This is a genomic window from Clostridium beijerinckii HUN142, from assembly GCF_000621745.1.
GTDB classification, from domain to species: domain Bacteria; phylum Bacillota; class Clostridia; order Clostridiales; family Clostridiaceae; genus Clostridium; species Clostridium beijerinckii_A.
The window spans coordinates 1-18535 of the sequence record NZ_JHXK01000020.1 but is presented as its reverse complement, the minus strand read 5'-3'; the positions used below and the strand labels follow the sequence as shown (position 1 = coordinate 18535).

The 18535-nt window shown below is 28.7% G+C and carries 17 protein-coding genes; 8 read left to right on the top strand and 9 right to left on the bottom strand.

Features of this window, described 5'->3' with window-relative positions; all coding sequences use genetic code 11:
• Position 1 precedes the first annotated feature (1 nt).
• Entirely contained in the window at positions 2 to 1735 is a 1734-nt protein-coding gene (locus T483_RS0110575; RefSeq protein WP_026886826.1) for an ABC transporter ATP-binding protein, read from the bottom strand.
• Between the two features lie 736 nt (positions 1736 to 2471).
• On the opposite strand from T483_RS0110575, the gene T483_RS0110565 reads away from it, so the two are divergent.
• The gene (locus tag T483_RS0110565) at positions 2472 to 2789 is read left to right on the top strand and encodes a nucleotide pyrophosphohydrolase (protein ID WP_012058997.1); all 318 of its coding nucleotides are present in this window, start codon (positions 2472 to 2474) and stop codon (positions 2787 to 2789) included.
• A 325-nt stretch (positions 2790 to 3114) separates the two neighbouring features.
• The gene (locus T483_RS28935; RefSeq protein ID WP_051560329.1) at positions 3115 to 4323 is read left to right on the top strand and encodes a GGDEF domain-containing protein; all 1209 of its coding nucleotides are present in this window, start codon (positions 3115 to 3117) and stop codon (positions 4321 to 4323) included.
• A 180-nt stretch (positions 4324 to 4503) separates the two neighbouring features.
• Here the strand turns inward: T483_RS28935 and T483_RS0110550 are convergent, their stop codons facing one another.
• Positions 4504 to 4713 carry a cold-shock protein gene (locus T483_RS0110550; protein ID WP_026886825.1) on the bottom strand — a complete coding sequence of 70 codons (210 nt, stop codon included), beginning with the start codon at positions 4711 to 4713 and terminating at the stop codon, positions 4504 to 4506.
• Positions 4714 to 5196: 483 nt separating this feature from the next.
• Here T483_RS0110550 and T483_RS0110545 point away from each other — a divergent pair, with 483 nt between their 5' ends.
• From T483_RS0110545 to T483_RS32105, 4 genes are all read left to right on the top strand, one after another.
• Entirely contained in the window at positions 5197 to 6897 is a 1701-nt protein-coding gene (locus T483_RS0110545; RefSeq protein ID WP_026886824.1) for a methyl-accepting chemotaxis protein, read from the top strand.
• A 358-nt stretch (positions 6898 to 7255) separates the two neighbouring features.
• Positions 7256 to 8827 carry a PAS domain-containing sensor histidine kinase gene (locus tag T483_RS0110540; protein ID WP_026886823.1) on the top strand — a complete coding sequence of 524 codons (1572 nt, stop codon included), beginning with the start codon at positions 7256 to 7258 and terminating at the stop codon, positions 8825 to 8827.
• A 904-nt stretch (positions 8828 to 9731) separates the two neighbouring features.
• The gene (locus tag T483_RS32110; protein WP_242841835.1) at positions 9732 to 10103 is read left to right on the top strand and encodes an alpha/beta hydrolase family protein; all 372 of its coding nucleotides are present in this window, start codon (positions 9732 to 9734) and stop codon (positions 10101 to 10103) included.
• A 6-nt stretch (positions 10104 to 10109) separates the two neighbouring features.
• Complete coding sequence (locus tag T483_RS32105) at positions 10110 to 10658, top strand: hypothetical protein (RefSeq protein WP_242841834.1); 549 nt, start codon at positions 10110 to 10112, stop codon at positions 10656 to 10658.
• A 241-nt stretch (positions 10659 to 10899) separates the two neighbouring features.
• Here the strand turns inward: T483_RS32105 and T483_RS0110525 are convergent, their stop codons facing one another.
• Both T483_RS0110525 and T483_RS0110520 read right to left on the bottom strand, forming a co-directional pair.
• Positions 10900 to 11667 carry an EFR1 family ferrodoxin gene (locus T483_RS0110525; RefSeq protein WP_026886821.1) on the bottom strand — a complete coding sequence of 256 codons (768 nt, stop codon included), beginning with the start codon at positions 11665 to 11667 and terminating at the stop codon, positions 10900 to 10902.
• 242 nt (positions 11668 to 11909) lie between these two features.
• On the bottom strand, positions 11910 to 12206 hold the full coding sequence (locus T483_RS0110520) for an ArsR/SmtB family transcription factor (protein WP_026886820.1): 297 nt from the start codon (positions 12204 to 12206) through the stop codon (positions 11910 to 11912).
• Positions 12207 to 12727: 521 nt separating this feature from the next.
• Between T483_RS0110520 and T483_RS0110515 the strand changes: the two genes are divergently transcribed.
• Positions 12728 to 14173, top strand: a complete 1446-nt coding sequence (locus tag T483_RS0110515) for a DEAD/DEAH box helicase (protein ID WP_026886819.1) — start codon at positions 12728 to 12730, stop codon at positions 14171 to 14173.
• Between the two features lie 267 nt (positions 14174 to 14440).
• Here T483_RS0110515 and T483_RS0110510 read toward each other — a convergent pair whose 3' ends face one another.
• The 3 genes from T483_RS0110510 to T483_RS0110500 all read right to left on the bottom strand — a co-directional run bounded on the left by T483_RS0110510 (position 14441) and on the right by T483_RS0110500 (position 16472).
• Complete coding sequence (locus tag T483_RS0110510; RefSeq protein ID WP_026886818.1) at positions 14441 to 14620, bottom strand: hypothetical protein; 180 nt, start codon at positions 14618 to 14620, stop codon at positions 14441 to 14443.
• Positions 14621 to 14936: 316 nt separating this feature from the next.
• Positions 14937 to 15680 (bottom strand): NADPH-dependent oxidoreductase, encoded by a 744-nt coding sequence (locus T483_RS0110505; protein WP_026886817.1) that lies wholly within the window; start codon positions 15678 to 15680, stop codon positions 14937 to 14939.
• 42 nt (positions 15681 to 15722) lie between these two features.
• The gene (locus tag T483_RS0110500) at positions 15723 to 16472 is read right to left on the bottom strand and encodes an MBL fold metallo-hydrolase (protein ID WP_026886816.1); all 750 of its coding nucleotides are present in this window, start codon (positions 16470 to 16472) and stop codon (positions 15723 to 15725) included.
• 319 nt (positions 16473 to 16791) lie between these two features.
• Here T483_RS0110500 and T483_RS0110495 point away from each other — a divergent pair, with 319 nt between their 5' ends.
• Positions 16792 to 17466, top strand: coding sequence for an NAD(P)/FAD-dependent oxidoreductase (locus tag T483_RS0110495; protein WP_012058982.1), 675 nt, complete (start codon positions 16792 to 16794; stop codon positions 17464 to 17466).
• A 104-nt stretch (positions 17467 to 17570) separates the two neighbouring features.
• Here T483_RS0110495 and T483_RS0110490 read toward each other — a convergent pair whose 3' ends face one another.
• Together T483_RS0110490 and T483_RS0110485 are read right to left on the bottom strand one after the other, a co-directional pair.
• Positions 17571 to 17975 (bottom strand): (deoxy)nucleoside triphosphate pyrophosphohydrolase, encoded by a 405-nt coding sequence (locus T483_RS0110490; RefSeq protein ID WP_026886815.1) that lies wholly within the window; start codon positions 17973 to 17975, stop codon positions 17571 to 17573.
• A 269-nt stretch (positions 17976 to 18244) separates the two neighbouring features.
• The coding region (locus T483_RS0110485) for a transposase (protein ID WP_026886814.1) at positions 18245 to 18535 on the bottom strand (291 nt) is incomplete at its 5' end.

Below are 18535 nucleotides of genomic sequence, written 5' to 3'. Positions count from 1 at the left end.
ATTAATTTGCCTCCAATGTAAGTGCTTCAAAATCCTGGAATTGGTGAGAATATACACTATGATAGTAACCTTTAGCCTTTACTAAACTTGAATGATCACCTTTTTCTACAATTCTACCATCTTTCATAAATAGAATTATATCAGCGTCTTTTACACCAGAAATCCTATGGGCAATTATAAAAGTAGTTGCTTTTTTCTTATCATTTTTTAGATTTTGAAGAACTTTAAATTCAGTTTCCATATCAAGGGCAGAAGTTGAATCATCTAGAATTAAAATAGGTGATTTTCTTAATATTGCTCTTGATATAGCAAGTCTTTGTTTTTGTCCTCCTGATAGGCCAAGACCTCGTTCACCAATAATGGTATCAAAACCTTCTGGCATTTCTTTAATAAAGGAGTAAGCGGCACTATCTTTAACAGCTTTAATTAAAGCACTTTCAGATTTATTACTTCCAAAGTATATATTGTTTTTTATTGTATCTGAAAATAAGAAAGTATCTTGAAATACAACAGACATATTAGCTCTTAAAGTTTCTAAATTCCAGTTCTTAACATTAACATTATCAACTAAAATTTCTCCTTTAGTCACATCGTAATACCTACCTATTAGAGAAAGTAAGGTACTTTTACCACATCCAGTAGTACCCATTATTGCAACAGTACTTCCATGAGGAATATTTAAATTTACATCATGAAGTACTTCAACATTGTTATAGGAAAAGCTTACATTTTTAAATATAATATCTCCTTTAATTTCAGTAGGGTTGTAACCATTTTCCATGGAAGTAATTTCAGAATTTCTATCTAAAATATCAGTTATCTTACCCATAGAAGCTTTATTTTGTGAAAGTAAGTTAATAAAAAAACCTAAATTCTTTACACACCAAGAAAGATTAAAAATATAACTAGTAAATGCTACTAAACTACCAAAACTTAAATTTCCTTGAATACATAAATAACCACCATAAACAATCATTAAAATTGGTGCAGCGTTTGTTAAAAGTTCAATTATAGGACCATAAGTCCCAACTATTTTTGCTTGCTCAACATTTAAATCAAAGAATTTTTTGTTTACTTTCAAAAATTTTGATATTTCATATTTTTCACGAGCAAAAGCTTTTACAAGTCTTATACCTGAAACATCTTGCTGAACTATAGAGTTTATTTCGGCTGTTTGGTCACTAATTTGTGAATATACAGTCCAGAACTTCTTGTCCATAATTGTTCCAATATAAGCAACTGGTAATAAAACAAGTAAGCAGATAATAGTTAAAGTTTTATTTATATTAAACATTATAAAAGCAGAAACTGAAAAAAGTATTATTGCTTCCAATAGCAATCTCAGTCCAAAGGATAGAGTGTCCCATACTACATCTACATCTTCAATAATTCTCGAAAGTAATTCACCAGTGTTATTATTATCAAAAAAAGAGAATTCAAAAGATTGAAATTTAGAGTATAAATCTTGTCTCAATTTTTTACATACTATAAGAGCAAATTTATCGAACAAAAACTCATTTAAGTAAGAAAATAAACCATGAATTAGTGCAACTGAAGCAACAACTATTAAAAATATAATTAAATAATTATCCATATGACCAAGAATTATATTATCAATAAATATCTTTTGAAAGTAAGGATAAGAGCTATCTGCACAGATGGAAACTATCATAGCAAACATAGGCAAAAGTAGTAATTTCCATTGCTTCGCAATGTAATTTTTAAATAAGGTCATAAAATTTCCTCCTTTTTGGCATATGATTTCAATAATCTGATAGTTTGATATGCCTAGATATTGTATGATGTTTAAAATTTTAAATTTATAAAGTCTTTAATTAGGTGCATGAAGATAAATAACAAGTTTTGAACGTGCCCTAAGTTAAACAAAGCTACTTTATAAACTTTTAAACGCAAAAAGACACAGCTATTCAGAGCTGTGTTCAACGCAAAATAATATAAAAGTTAAACGCTAAAAGTTAATGATAGATATCACATAGCAGTTCTTTCGCGAGGTTTCACAGATGAATAAGTACATGTATTTAATTTTATAAATCTAACAAATAATATAAATGTATTCATAGTTAAACCTCCTTAAAAAATTATTTTTTAAACATCATGTTGCAAATATACTACAAATTAACAAAAAAGGCAAGGGGATAATTAAATCTCAATAGATTCTTTTGGAGTTCCGTTATTTGCGATTTTACCACTTGGGAACCTATATAGATTTGGTTATTTCATAACAGGAGAGCGTAAAGCACATAATATTTCTTTGTTTTCATTTTTTATAATTCCAGCTATAACATTTATTTTTTTTTCAATTTATAACACCTCAAGGGTATTTTACGGGATTAAGAATTATTTTTAAAAAGTATAGATTTATATACTTAGAGATCTTCACAAAATTCATTTTATGTGATATATGCTATAATAAACATAAAAACTGGAAGAGAATAGAAAGAGTGGATAGTATGAAAGAAACAATAAATAGAATAAGAAAATTCCGAAATGACAGAGACTGGAGTCAATTTCACACCCCAGCAAATCTATCTAAAGCTATATCCATAGAAGCAGGAGAGCTTCTAGAAGAATTTTTATGGGATGAAGAAAATTATAATAAAGAACATGTTTTAGAAGAGCTGGCTGATGTTATGGTTTATTGTATACATATGGCGGATTCATTAGGAGTAGATTTAGAGGAAATTATAAATAGCAAAATGGATAAAAACGAAGAAAAATATCCAGTAGAAAAAGCTAAAGGTAACAGCAAGAAGTACACAGAGTTATAAAGATCATATTTATAAGCTGAGATTTTCTTATATTTAGAAAATCTCAGCTTTATTATTTTGCACTGCATCGACATCACTAAAAGGGTCAGACCCTTTTATTAAGAAGAATATTATCAGATGAAACAGGCATATATCAAAAATCTATACAAGCATACTGCATGGGAGAATATGGGGATTCACAAATGGTACCATGGTCTCATGTGTCTTGGCTTAATATGTTCTATTTGGCTTTTTTGTGGTAAAATGTTATTATAAGTAATTTCTTATAAATATATATCGAAAAATACTTCATAATTATCTTAAAATCTATTAGGAGAACTATTCCATGAATAAATTATATTTTTTGAAAAAGCTAGATTTAAACCTTACAGAAGATCAAAAGGCTACTGTTATCAATGATATTAATGTAACTAATCTTGAAAGAATGAAGTTAATTCTTATTATATTTATAATAGTTGAAATTTTATTCATATTATTTAATGATATCCCTTACTTAATAAACCATTCTTCAAATGTAATTTGGAATGATAGTAAATATTTTATTTTACATTCACTCAATGTGATTGTTTCTTTTGTTGGAATTATTCTTATAAAACTATTAACTAAATATAGTAAAAATAAATTTAGACTTATGAATAAGTTATTAATTCCAACTTTAACTATATTAATTTTAAGCTCTATGGCTATAATTAGTGCTTTAGATCAAGCTAAGCCTGGGAATGTAAGTAGTGTATTTATTGCTAACCTTATTATATTTAGTAGTATTATAATGTTGAGAGCTCCCTTAAATTTAGCTGTGTATTCTATTCCATTCTTAGCTTATTTAAGTGGATTGGTAATATTTCAGAATGATATTAATTTGTTAGTTACTAACATTATAAATGGTTTTATTTTCTTTTTAGCAATTATTATAATTTCAACAGGAGTTTATAATTCTAATTATGAGAAAATAGCTCAAAACATAATTCTAAGAGAGATTAATACAAAATTGAACTACATATCAAGTCATGATTCATTGACAGAACTCTTAAATCGTAGGAGTTTTAGTAATCATGTTTCTGAAAAAATGAGAATAATTGGTAAGTCTAAAAAAGTCGCATCTCTTATTTTGATAGATGTGGATCATTTTAAACATGTAAATGATAAATTCGGTCATTCTGTTGGAGATACGGTACTTAAAGAAATAAGTAATATTATAATAAAACATATAAAAACTACAGATTTAGCTACTCGCTGGGGTGGTGAAGAATTCCTAATATTTCTTTTTGAAACTTCAATTAATGAAGCCTGTGTATTAGCTGAAAATATTAGACAAGAAATTCAGAATAAAGTAATCGTAACTGATAAATTCCAAATACAAATAACTGCAAGCTTTGGAATTTCTTTATTAAAAGATAATTTTTCCAAGTCCTTTGATACTTCGTTTAAATCAGCAGACGTTGCTCTTTATAAAGCTAAAAGTCAAGGTAGAAATCGAATAGTAATAGCACCTGAAGATTCAAATAATACATTTAGCTTTCGAAATGCCTATTAGAGGAGCCATAAAAAATCAGGAGAAATATTAACTCATGACGTTACGATCTAGGGCGTTAACAGTCCCCGTTTGGGAGAACAAAGATTTTGAGTGGATGGAATTATTAAGAGAAAACGGATCAAATGAATTCAACAAAGTAAATGATAGAATTTATTTGATCCATATATCTAGAATCTTATATTATAATTTTTGAACATTTATAGCCATAGGTCCCTTTTCGCCACTTTCAATGTCGAAGGTAACACTTTCATCTTCATGCAGATCTTTATCAGGCCCTTTATCTTTAATTTGGGAATGATGTACAAAAACATCATCTCCTTTGTCACAAGATATAAATCCATAGCCTCTTTCTGTATCAAACCATTTAACTACGCCAGTAACTTTAGCCATGAGAAATTCCTCCTTTTTGCAATAATTATATTTTATAGTCTTTGTTAAAAGAATGGATTTTAAACATTAAAATAATACAATAAATCAAAAGTTTAAAGTGAAAATTAATCAACTTTAAGCTTTTTTTGTTTTATATTAAATTCTAATATAAAATCAGAAAAAATGTGCTATAATTATAAGCAAAAGAATATTATGGGAAAATAGGTTTAAAGTGCGAGATTATTGTCAAATTTTGATAAACTCATTTTTTATTTGCATTATGGAATAGGATAGATTCGGGGTGATTTGATTTAAAGTAGTTTTTAAACAATATAATGCTTATTTATTATGGGATATAATTTAATAAAGAAATATATTTAATATATAATAAGAATATAGCAATATACATTTTTATGTCGAATTTGGCAATGAAACAGTACAATAATATTTTTGCAAAGAGTAATGGTATAAAATAACGAAAATGAATTTGGAGGTGATTTTATTTTGAAATTAAGTAATATCAAAATAAAAAGTAAATTACAATTATTAAGTTCAATACTATTGATTTTTACAGTATTTGTTGGTATTTTCGGTTACATTGAGCTAAAAATAAGCAATGATAATATGGAATCAATGTATAATAATAAATTAAATGCAATTAACTGGTTAAATGATAATAGAAATCAGGCAAGGGCAATTGAAGCAGATATGTATTACATAATATTATATCCAGATGATAAAGACAAACAAAATGAAAAAATGAAAGATATTGAACAAAGAAGGAAAACATTTGATGCTAACTTTCAAAACTATAAAAAAGTAGAGTTAGATACGTATGAAGAAGATATAATTACAACGATAGAAAACGATTTGTCAAAATATAGAGAAGGAATGGATGAAATATTAAAACTTGCTTTAGAGGGAAAGCAAAAGGAAGCATTAGAAAAGAATGAGGATATTAAAACTGTGGCCAACAATTTTCAAGCAAGTTTAAAAGAGTTAGCGCTTCATAGTGTAGAAGAAGCCGATGAGATTAATGATTTAGACAATAAGAATTATAAAAAGATAACAATAATCTTTCTTATATCTATAGCTGTTTCTATTATAGTAGGATACTTGATGTCTAAGATTATCACAAAAAATATAGTTAAACCTTTAGATATTTCGGTTAATTATTTGGACATACTATCAAGTGGCGATTTTACAAGTGAAGTGCCTGTAGAATTTAAAAAGAGAAAAGATGAAATAGGAACAATGGCAAAGGCTTTAGATAATATACATGTAAGCTTAAAATCCTTAATTAAAAATATTGTAGAAGAATCAGATAAAATAGAAGAGGTGGTTAACACAGTAAATAACGAAGTTAAAATTCTTAATGGAAATATAGAGGATGTTTCAGCAACTACGCAGGAACTTTCAGCAACTATTGAGGAAACCTCTGCTTCAGCAGAAGAAACTTCAGCAACTTCTCAAGAAATAGGTAAGGCAGTACAATCAATAGCTGAAAAATCACAAGATGGAGCGATTCAAGCAGGAGAAATAAATAAAAGAGCACAACAAACTAAAGAAGATATTGAAAAGTCTCAAATGATAGCTCATAACACATTTGTAAATACAAAAGACGGACTTGAAAAAGCTTTAGAAAAGTCAAAAGTAGTTGAAGAAATTAATGTACTATCTGATTCAATCATGCAGATAACAGAACAGACAAACCTATTGGCATTAAATGCAGCGATAGAAGCAGCAAGAGCTGGAGAAGCAGGGCGTGGATTTTCTGTAGTTGCAGAAGAGGTAAGAAAACTTGCAGAACAGTCAAAAGATACTGTATCAGAAATACAGAAAGTAACAAATAAGGTTAGAGAAGCAGTTAACGATCTTTCATATAATTCAAATAATCTTTTAGAGTTTGTGTCTAAAGATGTAAAGAGAGACTATAGTAATATGCTTGAAGTAGTAGGAAAGTATAGTGAAGATGCAAAATTTGTAGATGACCTTGTTATGGACTTTAGTTCAACATCAGAGGAACTTTTAGCATCAATTAATGATATTTTAAAAACTATAGATGGGGTAGCAGAAGCAACGAGCGAAGGAGCAAGTGGAACGGTAGATATAGCAAATAAAGTTTCAGAAATTAGTCATAAATCCAATGAAGTATTAGAACAGGTTACACAAACAAAAGAAAGTGCAGAAAAGTTAAAAGCTTAGGCTATATATCTATGAAAAAAATTCAAATAAGTAATAAAGTAAATATTAATATTGAGCCTGTAACAAGGCTCTTTTTTAATTTGGAGATTAAGTTATTAGCAAGTCATTCGTAAAGTCTCTGCTACAAACGCTAAGGTCCATAAATTATATATTTATAACTGCTAAATGTATTTGTTTAAAAAATTTCATCTGTAATCAAAGTAAAAACAAAAACTTAAGATGTCTTTGTGATTATATGTTATAATTATTTTTTAGTGAGGAATTATGTAAATATATGAAGGGTATCAAAATTAAGCCTCTTCAATGTTTAATACTAGCTTTTGAATCCAGTATATATATTGTTAGGAGAATAGAAAAAATGAACTTAGATATTGATTTAGATAATTTTGAAATAAAGAGAGAGTTACTTATTAAAGTGAATACAGATGGAGTAATTAAATCTATTTCTAAAAACTGTTATAGAATTTTAGGATTTATGCAAAATGAAATACTAAATACTAATATTGATAAATTTTTAGGTTATAGATTTGATGATTTATTATCACGTGAAAGTTTTGAGACTTTAGTTTTAAAGAAAGATGGTAATCAGTTACGTTTCGAGGTTGTCTCTAAACCTGTTTTTAATGGCGTATCTAAAATAGTTGGAGCATACCTATCTCTTATAGATATAAGTAAATACCTTCACATTGAAGAGAGATATAATCAGCTAATTAAAACGTGTGAAAAAACCAAGGACATTTTCTTTGCATTTCAAATTCTACCTGAGTTCAAATTTATATATCTCACTTCCTCCATTGAAGAGGTTTTAGGATATGATTTAGAAATACATTATACTAATGCTAATTTGCCATTTGAAATTATTCATCCTGATGATATTCATATACAAAAATCTAAAGTAGATAAGAACTCGGATTTTTCCAAAGCTTTTTGTGCAAGATTTAAACATAAAGATGGACATTATGTTTGGATAGAGGATTTTTTAGTTCCTACATATAATGAAAATGGGGATTTGGTATCTGTATCAGGATTTGGTAGGGATATTACAGAAAGAAAAAAATTAGAAAAAATGCTAGAAGAACAAAATAAATTATTAGAGATGGATGTTACTGCTGAAATAAAGGCGAATAAAATCATGGAAAAGACATTAAAATCACAGGAAGAGTTATTAGTTAATATATCTCATGAACTTAAAACTCCATTAAATGTAATTTCGGCAACGGCTCAGTTATTAGAAATGTATTATATGGATGATTCAATAATAAATAAAAAGGATACACTTATAAGACATGTTAAATCAATAAGGCTAAATACCTATAGGTTATCAAAGCTTATTAACAATATAGTGGACACATCAAAAATTGAAGCAGGATTTTTTCAACTTAACCTGTTAAATGTGAATATAGTTAATGTCGTAGAAGAAATAGTAATGTCAGTAACCAGTTTTATTAAAATTAAAGGCTTAAATATTATTTTTGACACGGATACAGAAGAAAAGATTATTGCGTGTGATCCAGAAAAAATCGAGAGAATAATGCTAAACCTTATTTCCAATGCCACAAAATTTTCAAATGATAATGGTGAAATATTTGTAAATGTCAAGGATATGAATGAATGGGTTGAAATATCAGTAGAGGATAATGGGATTGGTATTGAAGAGAAAAAAATGGATATTATATTTGATAGATTTGAACAAGCTGATAAATCTTTATCTAGAAATGCGGAAGGTACTGGTATTGGATTGAGTCTAGTTAAATCTATTGCTATATTACATGGTGGTAGTATAAATGTTGAAAGTGAATATGGAAAAGGAAGCAAGTTTACTGTGATGCTTCCAGCTGGAGCAGTAGCTAAGGAAAATACGATATATAATAGAAATATTAAAAATAAGGATGAACGCATAAGAATAGAATTTTCAGATGTTTATTTTTAACTTTTGAAATTATGAACTGCTAAAAATTTAATAATATATTTTAGTACATAAAAGAAAATAACAGATTCAAATATGCTGATGAATTAACTTATCATTTTCTTAATAGTGTCTTAATTTAGTAGAATCAAGATTAAAAAACCGTATTTAGCATAGATGTATACTAAATACGGTTTTTTAAAGAGCATAACAATCTTCACTAGCACAATAAAAGATAGCTTATCATCATATTATAATCTTTCGACTATAATACAATAAATCACAACCAATTACCATGGTTCGCTCCACCACACAACATATTTATTCAACTTAATATAACCTCACGGCCATATTAAATCAATTCAACACATTGAATAATGTTAACTCGACCTTATATAATAAGTTGGAGTACTATTATAATAGATATAAATCAACTATAATAAAACTTTTCCCCACCAAATAAAATCTTATCGCCGACTATTATAACAACTATATGTTATAACCATTATAAAATCTTTGTTCGACTTATATACACCCTTATATCAAGAGCATATATAAATCTTTGCTCGACTGTTATGTTCCTTATGATATTAGCATGTGTAGTTTTGTTTTGAATATACATGGCACGAAAAATAAATTTTAAAATATTTATAGGAAAAATGAGAGAATTTGCAAGTGAATTAAATCAAATAAGCAAACAATCATAATTTTATGCAAAGTAAGATAGTATCTGATAGGATTAATATTATAGATAACAATTAATATAAGCCTTTTTTCAGGAGGAATAATCAGAGCCTCAACTAGGGAGACTATAAGAACCTAGAGAAGGAATATGGCAAAGAGTGATATTCATAATAGAAATTAGACAATAAAATCACATAGAACAATAAACCCAATTATTCTTATTGTGATTAGAGGAGGTTCAAGTATGATAGAACAAATTACGATTCAAGCTAACACAGCTTATCCATTGGAGGGAATTTTGACGCTGCCAGATACACAAACAGAAAAAGTTCCAGCGGTTGTATTTGTGCATGGTTCAGGTCCCGTGGATAAAGACGAAACAATTGGAGCTAATAAACTGTTTCGATACTTCGCCGACGGTCTTGCCCAAAAAGGGATTGCATCACTAAGATACGATAAACGCACCTACAAATATGGCAAGCAGATTATTCGAGAACTTGGTGGCAGTTTAACCGTTGAAGAAGAGGTTATTCATGATGTTCTATTTGCTTCCCATATGTTAAAGACAGACCCGCGTATAGATGCTAACAGCGTATTTATGATTGGTCACAGTTAAGGTGGGATGCTCGCTCCCAGAATCGATGCTGAGGGCGGTGATTTTGCAGGACGAGTAATTCTTGCTGGTACATTTCGAACCCTGGAAGAAGTTATCATTGACCAGAATGAAGATGTCTTGAAACAGCTTGACGAATCTCAGTATGAAATGGCATCACAGCAGATACAAGAACTTAAAGACAAGCTTAATTCTATCGCCAACATGTCTGAAGAGACAGCAAAACAGACCCCATTGGTTGGTTCCCTCTATGCATGGTATCTAAAGGAAATGAAGCAGCACCCAATTAAAGAGTTTCTTATAAAAACTGATAAGCCACTTTTAGTTTTGCATGGTGATAAAGACGTTCAGGTTTCGATTGAGAAAGATTTCAACCAGTACCAACAGATATTAAAAGACCACAACAACGCCACATGCAAACTCTACCCTGGATTAAACCATATGTTTATGAAAGCGATATATGGTACAATAGTGCGAATATTAGAAGAATACAATATTCCCAAAACGTTGGATAACTCAGTCTTAGAATATGTGGCTAAGTGGATTCTGTCGATTTAGACCACATGATGTTCTTTATAAAAGATGACTTGATAAGTGAGTTTATAAAAATGTCTGATATCAATTACACTTTGCCTTTTACGCCTGTCCTTGTTAAGGAAAAATTTTTACAAGTTAACTATGAAGGAAAAATGACTGAACCTGATCCCAGATGCAGGTTTAGTGGACGTTTGACAATGGTAAATTAGGAAAGGTGGCCAATAAATGGCCAGCCTGAATCTAAACTTGAGGATAAATTAGATTAATTATTTGCTTCAATAATTTCTTTTAAAGTTACATTTTCATTAATAAATCTTGCATTTGGATTACGTTCTCTTTTCAATTTTATGGCCTTTTGTGGGCAAAGGTTTATGCAGGCAAGACAAAATTCACAATTATCACCGTAAATTAGTTTTGATTTACCAGCATCCTTATTAATTGCGATATTGTCTCTAGAGCATACTTTTGCGCATGTTCCACAACCATTACAGTTATTTTGAACAGAAAAGTTTTTAACTGAATTAAAATTTGGAAATATTTTAATTAAGCCCTGAATAGAGTTTGTTGCAATTGAATCAAGGTAAGTACCACTATTAACATATTGCTTATTTTCAGAAACATCATTTACCAAGCGATTTAAATTTTCGTTTATATTATTAGGTTTTAATTTTTGTTTTTCAATATCAAAGACTGGAAGGTAGTTATCAATCATAAGCAGACTGTCAGCATATTGAACATTTATATTATTCTTTTTAGCAAAATCTACAAACCATTTAATGCTGCCACCAGTCTTATTTCCATATGTCAAAATAGTAAAAATATAAGGACTTTTTAGGGTAGCTTTTTCTATAAATTCCTGTACAATCTTAGGGGCTGCAAAGCCATAAACGGGGAATACTATTCCTATTTTTTCATCTTCAAAATTTAATTCATTACTTTTTAAGACTTTTGGTATTGAGTAGAGTTCTCCTCCAAAGCTTTTAGCAACAGCTAAACTGTTTCCGGTTCCAGTAAAATAAAATATTTTCATAATAAACCTCCATTAATTTGTATTGCCAGCAATATAATATTAATAGAAAACTATATTTAATGCGGCAAATTCATATATAATTTATATGTTTCGAAAGCTTCGATATTTCAATAATTTGATAATAATCGAATTATAAGAGGATTTTAAACATAGGGATAAGCTATGTTTATTCCTATGTGTTAAAAAATATTCTACCATTATCTAAGCTATAATAATTTGAGCTGTTTAAAATATGCTACAAATTATCCACGTTGAAATGATATTAGTTTGCTAACTTCTTCGATTAATTCTTCATTAACCTTGCATATTAAAAATTTACCTTTTTTTTCTGTACTAATCAAATCCGCATTCACTAATTCTTTAATATGATGTGAAATAGTAGGAGCACCAATACTTAAAGAATTGATCATGTCATATACAAAACATTCACCTTTAGTTTCAAAACTAGATTCATTAGCCTCAGCTATTTTTAAATATAGTTCGAGTCTATTGGGATTTGATAGTGCCTTAAATATTTTTGCTGCTTTATTAGTGTCCATTTTACAACTCCAAACTTATAATATCAAGATTCGATAACCTTCGAATTGATTATAACTAGTCTAAACGATCCTGTCAATATGTTTGGGGAATTAACAGCAATTGAATATTTTGAAAATCTAGTTTAAATTTTATCGGATTTATCTTAAATGCATAATTATATAATTACAAAATATATTGTGATTAATTGGTAGCATTGATTTCCAAATAGAATAGTTCGAACTTAATAATGAATAATATTAATTTGTTTAATAATTGGGTATGTTATTATATGGGAAAAAACAAACAATTTTATTACGAGAAAAGTTCAGTTTCTACTATGTCATAATAATTATTTTATAAATATAAAATTACGCTTTTATAGGGAGGGATCATTAAATGAATAGTAGAAATACATGGGTATGATATAATGAAAAGGTTAGTATGCATATAGGTATATGATTGTAATGATAAAGAGAAAATATCGGATAAAAATGTATATTTGTAGCAATAATAGTAAAAAACATGGAAAAGAGATGATCAAATGATAAAAGCAAATTTTAATGATTATAAGTTATCCAATGAGTTATTAAAAGCAATTAGTATGTTGAATTTCAAGGAGTTAACAAAAGTTCAGGAACAGGTTATACCGATTGCGTTAGAAGAAAAGGATATAGTAGTAAAGTCTAAAACAGGAAGTGGTAAGACTGCATCATATGCTATTCCTATTTGCCAATTAGTGGATTGGGAAGAAAATAAACCTCAAGCATTAGTGATTACGCCAACAAGAGAACTTGCTATTCAAGTCAAAGAAGATATTTTTAATATAGGTAGATTTAAAAGAATTAAAGTAGCTGCAATTTATGGAAAGTCCCCTTTCTATGATCAAGAAAAGGAACTTAAACAAAAAACACATATAGTAGTTGGGACACCTGGTCGTATTATAGACCATATAGAAAGAGGTACATTTGATACATCAAAAATAAAGTATCTTATAATAGATGAAGCTGATGAAATGCTTAATATGGGATTTGTAGAGCAAATAGAAACAATAATAAAAAGCTTATCAAAAGAACGTGTGACCATGTTATTATCAGCCACAATGCCAAAAGACATAGAGACTTTATGCAATAAATATATGAGAGATCCTATACATATTGAAATTGAGGAGCAAAATAAATCTGTAGATAATATATATCAAGAAAGATATAACGTAAATGAATTGGATAAAATAGAACTTTTAAGAGATATAACTATAATAGAAAATCCAGATAGCTGCATGATATTCTGCAATACAAAACAAAAGGTTGATGAAGTTTATAAGGAGCTAGCAAAGCTCCAGTATGATTGCAGAAAAATACATGGTGGAATGGAACAAAGTGATAGATTAAGGGTAATGAATAATTTTAGGCTGGGTTATTTTAGATATCTAATAGCTACAGATGTTGCAGCTAGAGGGATAGATATAGATAATATCACCCATGTAATTAATTATGATATACCAGAAGACAAAGAAAGCTATGTTCATAGGATAGGAAGAACTGGACGTGCAGGCAAGATGGGTAGAGCAATTACTTTTGTAACACAAAATGAAAGTAAGTTTTTAAATGATATACATGAATATATAGGTAAAGAGATTCTTTTGAAGGAAAGACCTAAAGTGGAAAATGTAAATAATCTTAAAGAAGAATTTGATTTAAAAATGAATACAAGACCTGAAATTAAAGAAACAAAAGGTGCGAAGCTTAGTAAAGAGATTATGAAATTACATATTAACGCAGGTAAGAAAACAAAGATGAGGGCGGTAGATATTGTAGGCACACTTTGCAATATTGAAGGTATGACAAAGGACGATATAGGAATCATCAATATAGTTGATATATCTACCTTTGTAGAAATATTAAATAATAAAGGAGAGTGGGTGTTCCAGCAGTTACAAAAAACACCTATCAAAGGTAGACTACGTACCGTAAGTAAAGTTGATATATAAGAATAAACAAGAGTATCTTTATGAATTTAAAAATAATATTTTACCTGTACCTTAATAGAATCTTGAACAGGATATGTAGTAGATTGTTTAAAGGGTAGTTTTAAAGTTGAGAGAGTGAGTAATCCTTATGAAGAGGTAATAAAGAAGTCTATTTTCTTATTTCTAAGGTAAAAACCCCCGACAATAGTCGAGGGTTTTTATGTAGATTGGGTACCTAATATTTTAAATATAACAGTTTTTATTCATTTAAATTCACTTATACTACAGTTAGATTATATTTTTGGATTTTAACTTATTAATGCTTTGCTTAACTAAATCAATTGCTTCGGACTGACTCTGTCCCTTATGCTTTATCTCATTATCACCTATTTTTGCAATTGCCTTATATGGGTATTGATTTTCATTATTCTGTATTACAATTATTTCATGATCTCCATATTTCTCCATAAAGCATACCACCTCTATATATTTTTATCTTATTATATCATATTCTAAATATTTTGAATATTCTTTCCTTTGAAATTTAACTGAAAAAATACTTAAAACTAAATAAGGAAGAAATATTAAGAATTAAGATTTGAATAATTGGATAATATATGGGAAAGACTTATTAATCATTAAGCTGCAAAGCAACATTAAAAAATGCAAAGAGAGTACCAATCATAAGGGGAATATGATTGGTACTCTTTATTTATTAGGGAAATATATATGAAAAAAACTATTATCTAAACAGCTAATTTCAAAACACATAATTTATAGAGAGTTATTTTTCAGGGGTAAATCCTTGTTTCTTCATTGCATCCTTTACTTTTGGATAATATATATTTTGATAGATACTTGAAGTTAAAGTACTCCAATTTTTTTCTTTATCATATCTGCCGATGCCTTTTAAGTAAGATTCCATTTCTTCATCATAGCTATCAATAGAATTTTCAACGACTTTTTTACTATAGGTATCTTTATGTCTAAAGCTTTCAAAAGGAATTCTTGGCTTAGTGTGTGATTCATCTGAAGGATATCCTATTGCAAGGCCTACAAGTGGGAATGTATATTTAGGCAAATCTAAGAGTTCTATAACTTCTTCTGGATTTTTTCTTATTCCACCAATTGGAACAGTTCCAAGCCCAAGAGATTCAGCTGCAATTATTGCTGCACCTAAAGTAATTCCACTATCTACAGCACCAACTAGAGCGCCTTCAATGTCTTCATGAATTATTTGCTTAGAACCAGTTTTTTCTCCAGCTAAGTAAGTTCTATAAAAATCCATTACGAAAACTAAAAAGACTGGTGCTTTAGCCACATATTCCTGATTTCCAACAAGTTCTGCAAGTTTTTCTTTTTTTGCCTTATCTCTTATAGCTATGACAGTTGTTTGCTGACCATTTATTGAATTAGGCATAGCTTGGGCTGCTTTTATGATCTCATCTATGATTTCATCTGAAATATCTTTATCTAGATATTGTCTAATTGATCTATGATTTTTTATATTTTCTATTGTATTATTCATTTTATTCAATCCTTTCAAGTTTAAGTGTTACTTTAAGACTTATTATACTTTCATTATAGTTTTATTTTTAAGAGAGGCTACACCTTCAGGAGTGTGAGTTGATAAATAAACTGTATCATTTTCTTTTATAAAAGTTCTGACTTTATTTAATGTTTCAATTGCTTGTCCTTTATCTTCAAAAACAACAGATAATTGGTTTTGCCTTAAAGCTTCGTCAGTGTAAGTTACATCGCCATGAATCATGTAGTGAATACCGTCATCATAAACAACAATTAATGAATTTCCAGTAGTATGTCCATAAGCTGGGAGCATATAAATATTTTTACTTATAATTTGACTTTTATCAAAGTTTTTATAATGTCCATCAGTAAAATTAACTTCAACTAAATTGTCGCCTACAATATTCATAGCTTCAAGCTCTATTTTTGATATATAAATCTTTGCATGATCAAACATTCTAAGTTCACCAGCGTGATCGGGATGTTTATGAGTTAAAACTACTTTGCTAACATCTTCTGGAGCATAACCTACATTTTTTAGTGCTTCTTTAAAATTAGCAATTTTTTCACCCATATATAAGGCTTGATCAGGTTTATCTTCAAAATCAGGAGTCTCAACTGGTAAACCTGTGTCTACTAGAATAACCTCTTTTCCAGTATCTATTAAATAATTTTGCAGGCTTGCAGGGTAATCTTTGTTTATATTAATTTTTTCTTTTTCAAGTGATCCTCCAAATGCAAAAGATTCTTTCATTCTTCCATTTTTATAAAATTCCAATGCTAAAATTCTCATAATCTATTCCTCCAATATAATTAACCTTTATGCAATATTTACTATGAACAAATTATATTGTATAAAATTAAATTTGTCAATCGATATTTTGTTTTAAAATAACTTAAAATACGACTTAAAGTACATAAATATTGGCATCTAATGAATAGAATTTAATCTAAATATATACCATATATTATATATTCTATATATGTTCAGAATATTTCGAATATCATGTTTTTGCTAGAGGTTGGATTATAAATATGATACAATAACTAATAGAAATTATTATATAACATTAATACTCTATTTTGAGAATTAGAATTAGGAGAGATACGCGATGAAAACTGATTTATTAGAAAAAGGAGCAATATTACAAAGGGATAAGGAAACATATGCAATTGCTCCACATTTAACTGCTGGACTTGTAACTCCAGAGATTTTAAGAAATATTGCAGATGTAGCTGAAAAATATAATGCAGCAGCTATTAAAGTTACAGGAGCTCAAAGAATTGCATTAGTTGGATTAAAAGAAGAAGATTTAGATAACGCTTGGGATGATCTAGGGATGGACCCAGGTGCAGCAGTAGGTCTATGTGTAAGAAGTATAAAAGTATGTCCAGGAACTACTTTTTGTAAAAGAGGTCTTCAAAATTCAGTAGCAGTTGGTTCAAAATTGGACAGCTTATATCATGGAAAAGAATTACCTAATAAATTAAAAATGGGAGTAAGTGGTTGTCCTCATAGCTGTGCAGATAGTGCATTTAAAGATATAGGATTAATAGGAAGCGGAAAAGGATGGATGTTCTATGTTGGCGGAAAAGGTGGAGCTAGACCAAGAATAGCAGATAGAATAGCACTTTCTGTATCAGAAGAAAAGGTATATGATTTAATAGAGAAAGTTATTGAAGTATATAGGGAAAATGCAACTAACAGAGAAAGATTAGGAGATTACATAGACAGAGTAGGATTAGATGAGTTCAAAGAACAAATAAATCTTAATAGTTATTTATAAAGTGAAAATTTTAAGATAGTGTCTTATCTGTATAGAAAATTTTCAAATTAATGAACAAATCAATTAGTTTAAATTAATATATCTTATAGTGTAAAAAAATCATGCTAAATAATAGCATGATTTTTTATTATTTCAAGTACAGCAGGAATATCTGCAGGAGCCCACTTCAAAGAAAGCAGGCTTTCTGGTTTCAGCCATAATAAAGCTGCATGTTCATTAGCTTTAGGATAGCTATTTACTAATTCGCAGTTAGTGGTTATCAAATTTACAATAAAATCATCGTATTCATGCCTATTTTCATTATGTATATTAATATATCGCACTTTACAATTCAATTCTTCAAAGATTTCTCTTTCAATAGCTTCTTTTGGAGTTTCGTTAGCCTCTATTTTACCACCTGGGAACTCCCAAAGATTTGGCGATTTCATAATAGGAGAGCGTAGAGCGCATAATATTTCTTCGTTCTCATTTTTTATAATTGCAGCTACAACATTAATAGTTTTCTTCATCATAACACCTCAAAAAATATTTTATAATATATGAATTGTATTTTCAAATAAACTTGTAAAATTTAAACCTTCTTTTAAATAAACCTTGTTAACAATAAGCATTTTTTCGAAGGTTTAATTAAATATTTTAAAAAAGGAACAAAGGTAAAAATGAAAAAAGTTAACATCAAGGCTTTTCGGAACGAAACATTTATGATTTCGGTAAGTTACAACATAAGTCTAGTTTCAAATTTGGATATTTATATAGATATCCAACTTAAGAATTAAACTTATTCATAGTAATTTCTAGCATAGACTAATGACTTAACCATGTTAAAATCTTCATTTAAATGGATATATATTGAATTTATCGATTCAAAAAGCTCATCAATAGATATAAAAGCACTAGTAGTAAAAATACAATTTTTCAACTTATTCCAGATATTTTCCTGTGGATTTAGAACTGGAGAATATCTAGGAGTATTTATTAAAAACAATTCTTCGCTATGCGCGTCAGCGAAGTCCTGCATTATTCTAGAAGTGTGAAATTTAGCATTATCCAGTAAAACATACACTTTTTT

Excerpts from the sequence above, each read along its gene's own strand:
- T483_RS0110515 (WP_026886819.1), top strand. The coding sequence starts at position 12,728 with ATGATAAAAGCAAATTTTAATGATTATAAGTTATCCAATGAGTTATTA.
- T483_RS0110505 (WP_026886817.1), bottom strand. The coding sequence starts at position 15,680 with ATGAATAATACAATAGAAAATATAAAAAATCATAGATCAATTAGACAA.
- T483_RS0110525 (WP_026886821.1), bottom strand. The coding sequence starts at position 11,667 with ATGAAAATATTTTATTTTACTGGAACCGGAAACAGTTTAGCTGTTGCT.
- T483_RS0110540 (WP_026886823.1), top strand. The coding sequence starts at position 7,256 with ATGAACTTAGATATTGATTTAGATAATTTTGAAATAAAGAGAGAGTTA.
- T483_RS32110 (WP_242841835.1), top strand. The coding sequence starts at position 9,732 with ATGATAGAACAAATTACGATTCAAGCTAACACAGCTTATCCATTGGAG.
- T483_RS0110510 (WP_026886818.1), bottom strand. The coding sequence starts at position 14,620 with ATGGAGAAATATGGAGATCATGAAATAATTGTAATACAGAATAATGAA.
- T483_RS0110575 (WP_026886826.1), bottom strand. The coding sequence starts at position 1,735 with ATGACCTTATTTAAAAATTACATTGCGAAGCAATGGAAATTACTACTT.
- T483_RS28935 (WP_051560329.1), top strand. The coding sequence starts at position 3,115 with ATGAATAAATTATATTTTTTGAAAAAGCTAGATTTAAACCTTACAGAA.
- T483_RS0110495 (WP_012058982.1), top strand. The coding sequence starts at position 16,792 with ATGAAAACTGATTTATTAGAAAAAGGAGCAATATTACAAAGGGATAAG.
- T483_RS0110500 (WP_026886816.1), bottom strand. The coding sequence starts at position 16,472 with ATGAGAATTTTAGCATTGGAATTTTATAAAAATGGAAGAATGAAAGAA.
- T483_RS32105 (WP_242841834.1), top strand. The coding sequence starts at position 10,110 with ATGCTCGCTCCCAGAATCGATGCTGAGGGCGGTGATTTTGCAGGACGA.
- T483_RS0110520 (WP_026886820.1), bottom strand. The coding sequence starts at position 12,206 with ATGGACACTAATAAAGCAGCAAAAATATTTAAGGCACTATCAAATCCC.
- T483_RS0110565 (WP_012058997.1), top strand. The coding sequence starts at position 2,472 with ATGAAAGAAACAATAAATAGAATAAGAAAATTCCGAAATGACAGAGAC.
- T483_RS0110490 (WP_026886815.1), bottom strand. The coding sequence starts at position 17,975 with ATGAAGAAAACTATTAATGTTGTAGCTGCAATTATAAAAAATGAGAAC.
- T483_RS0110550 (WP_026886825.1), bottom strand. The coding sequence starts at position 4,713 with ATGGCTAAAGTTACTGGCGTAGTTAAATGGTTTGATACAGAAAGAGGC.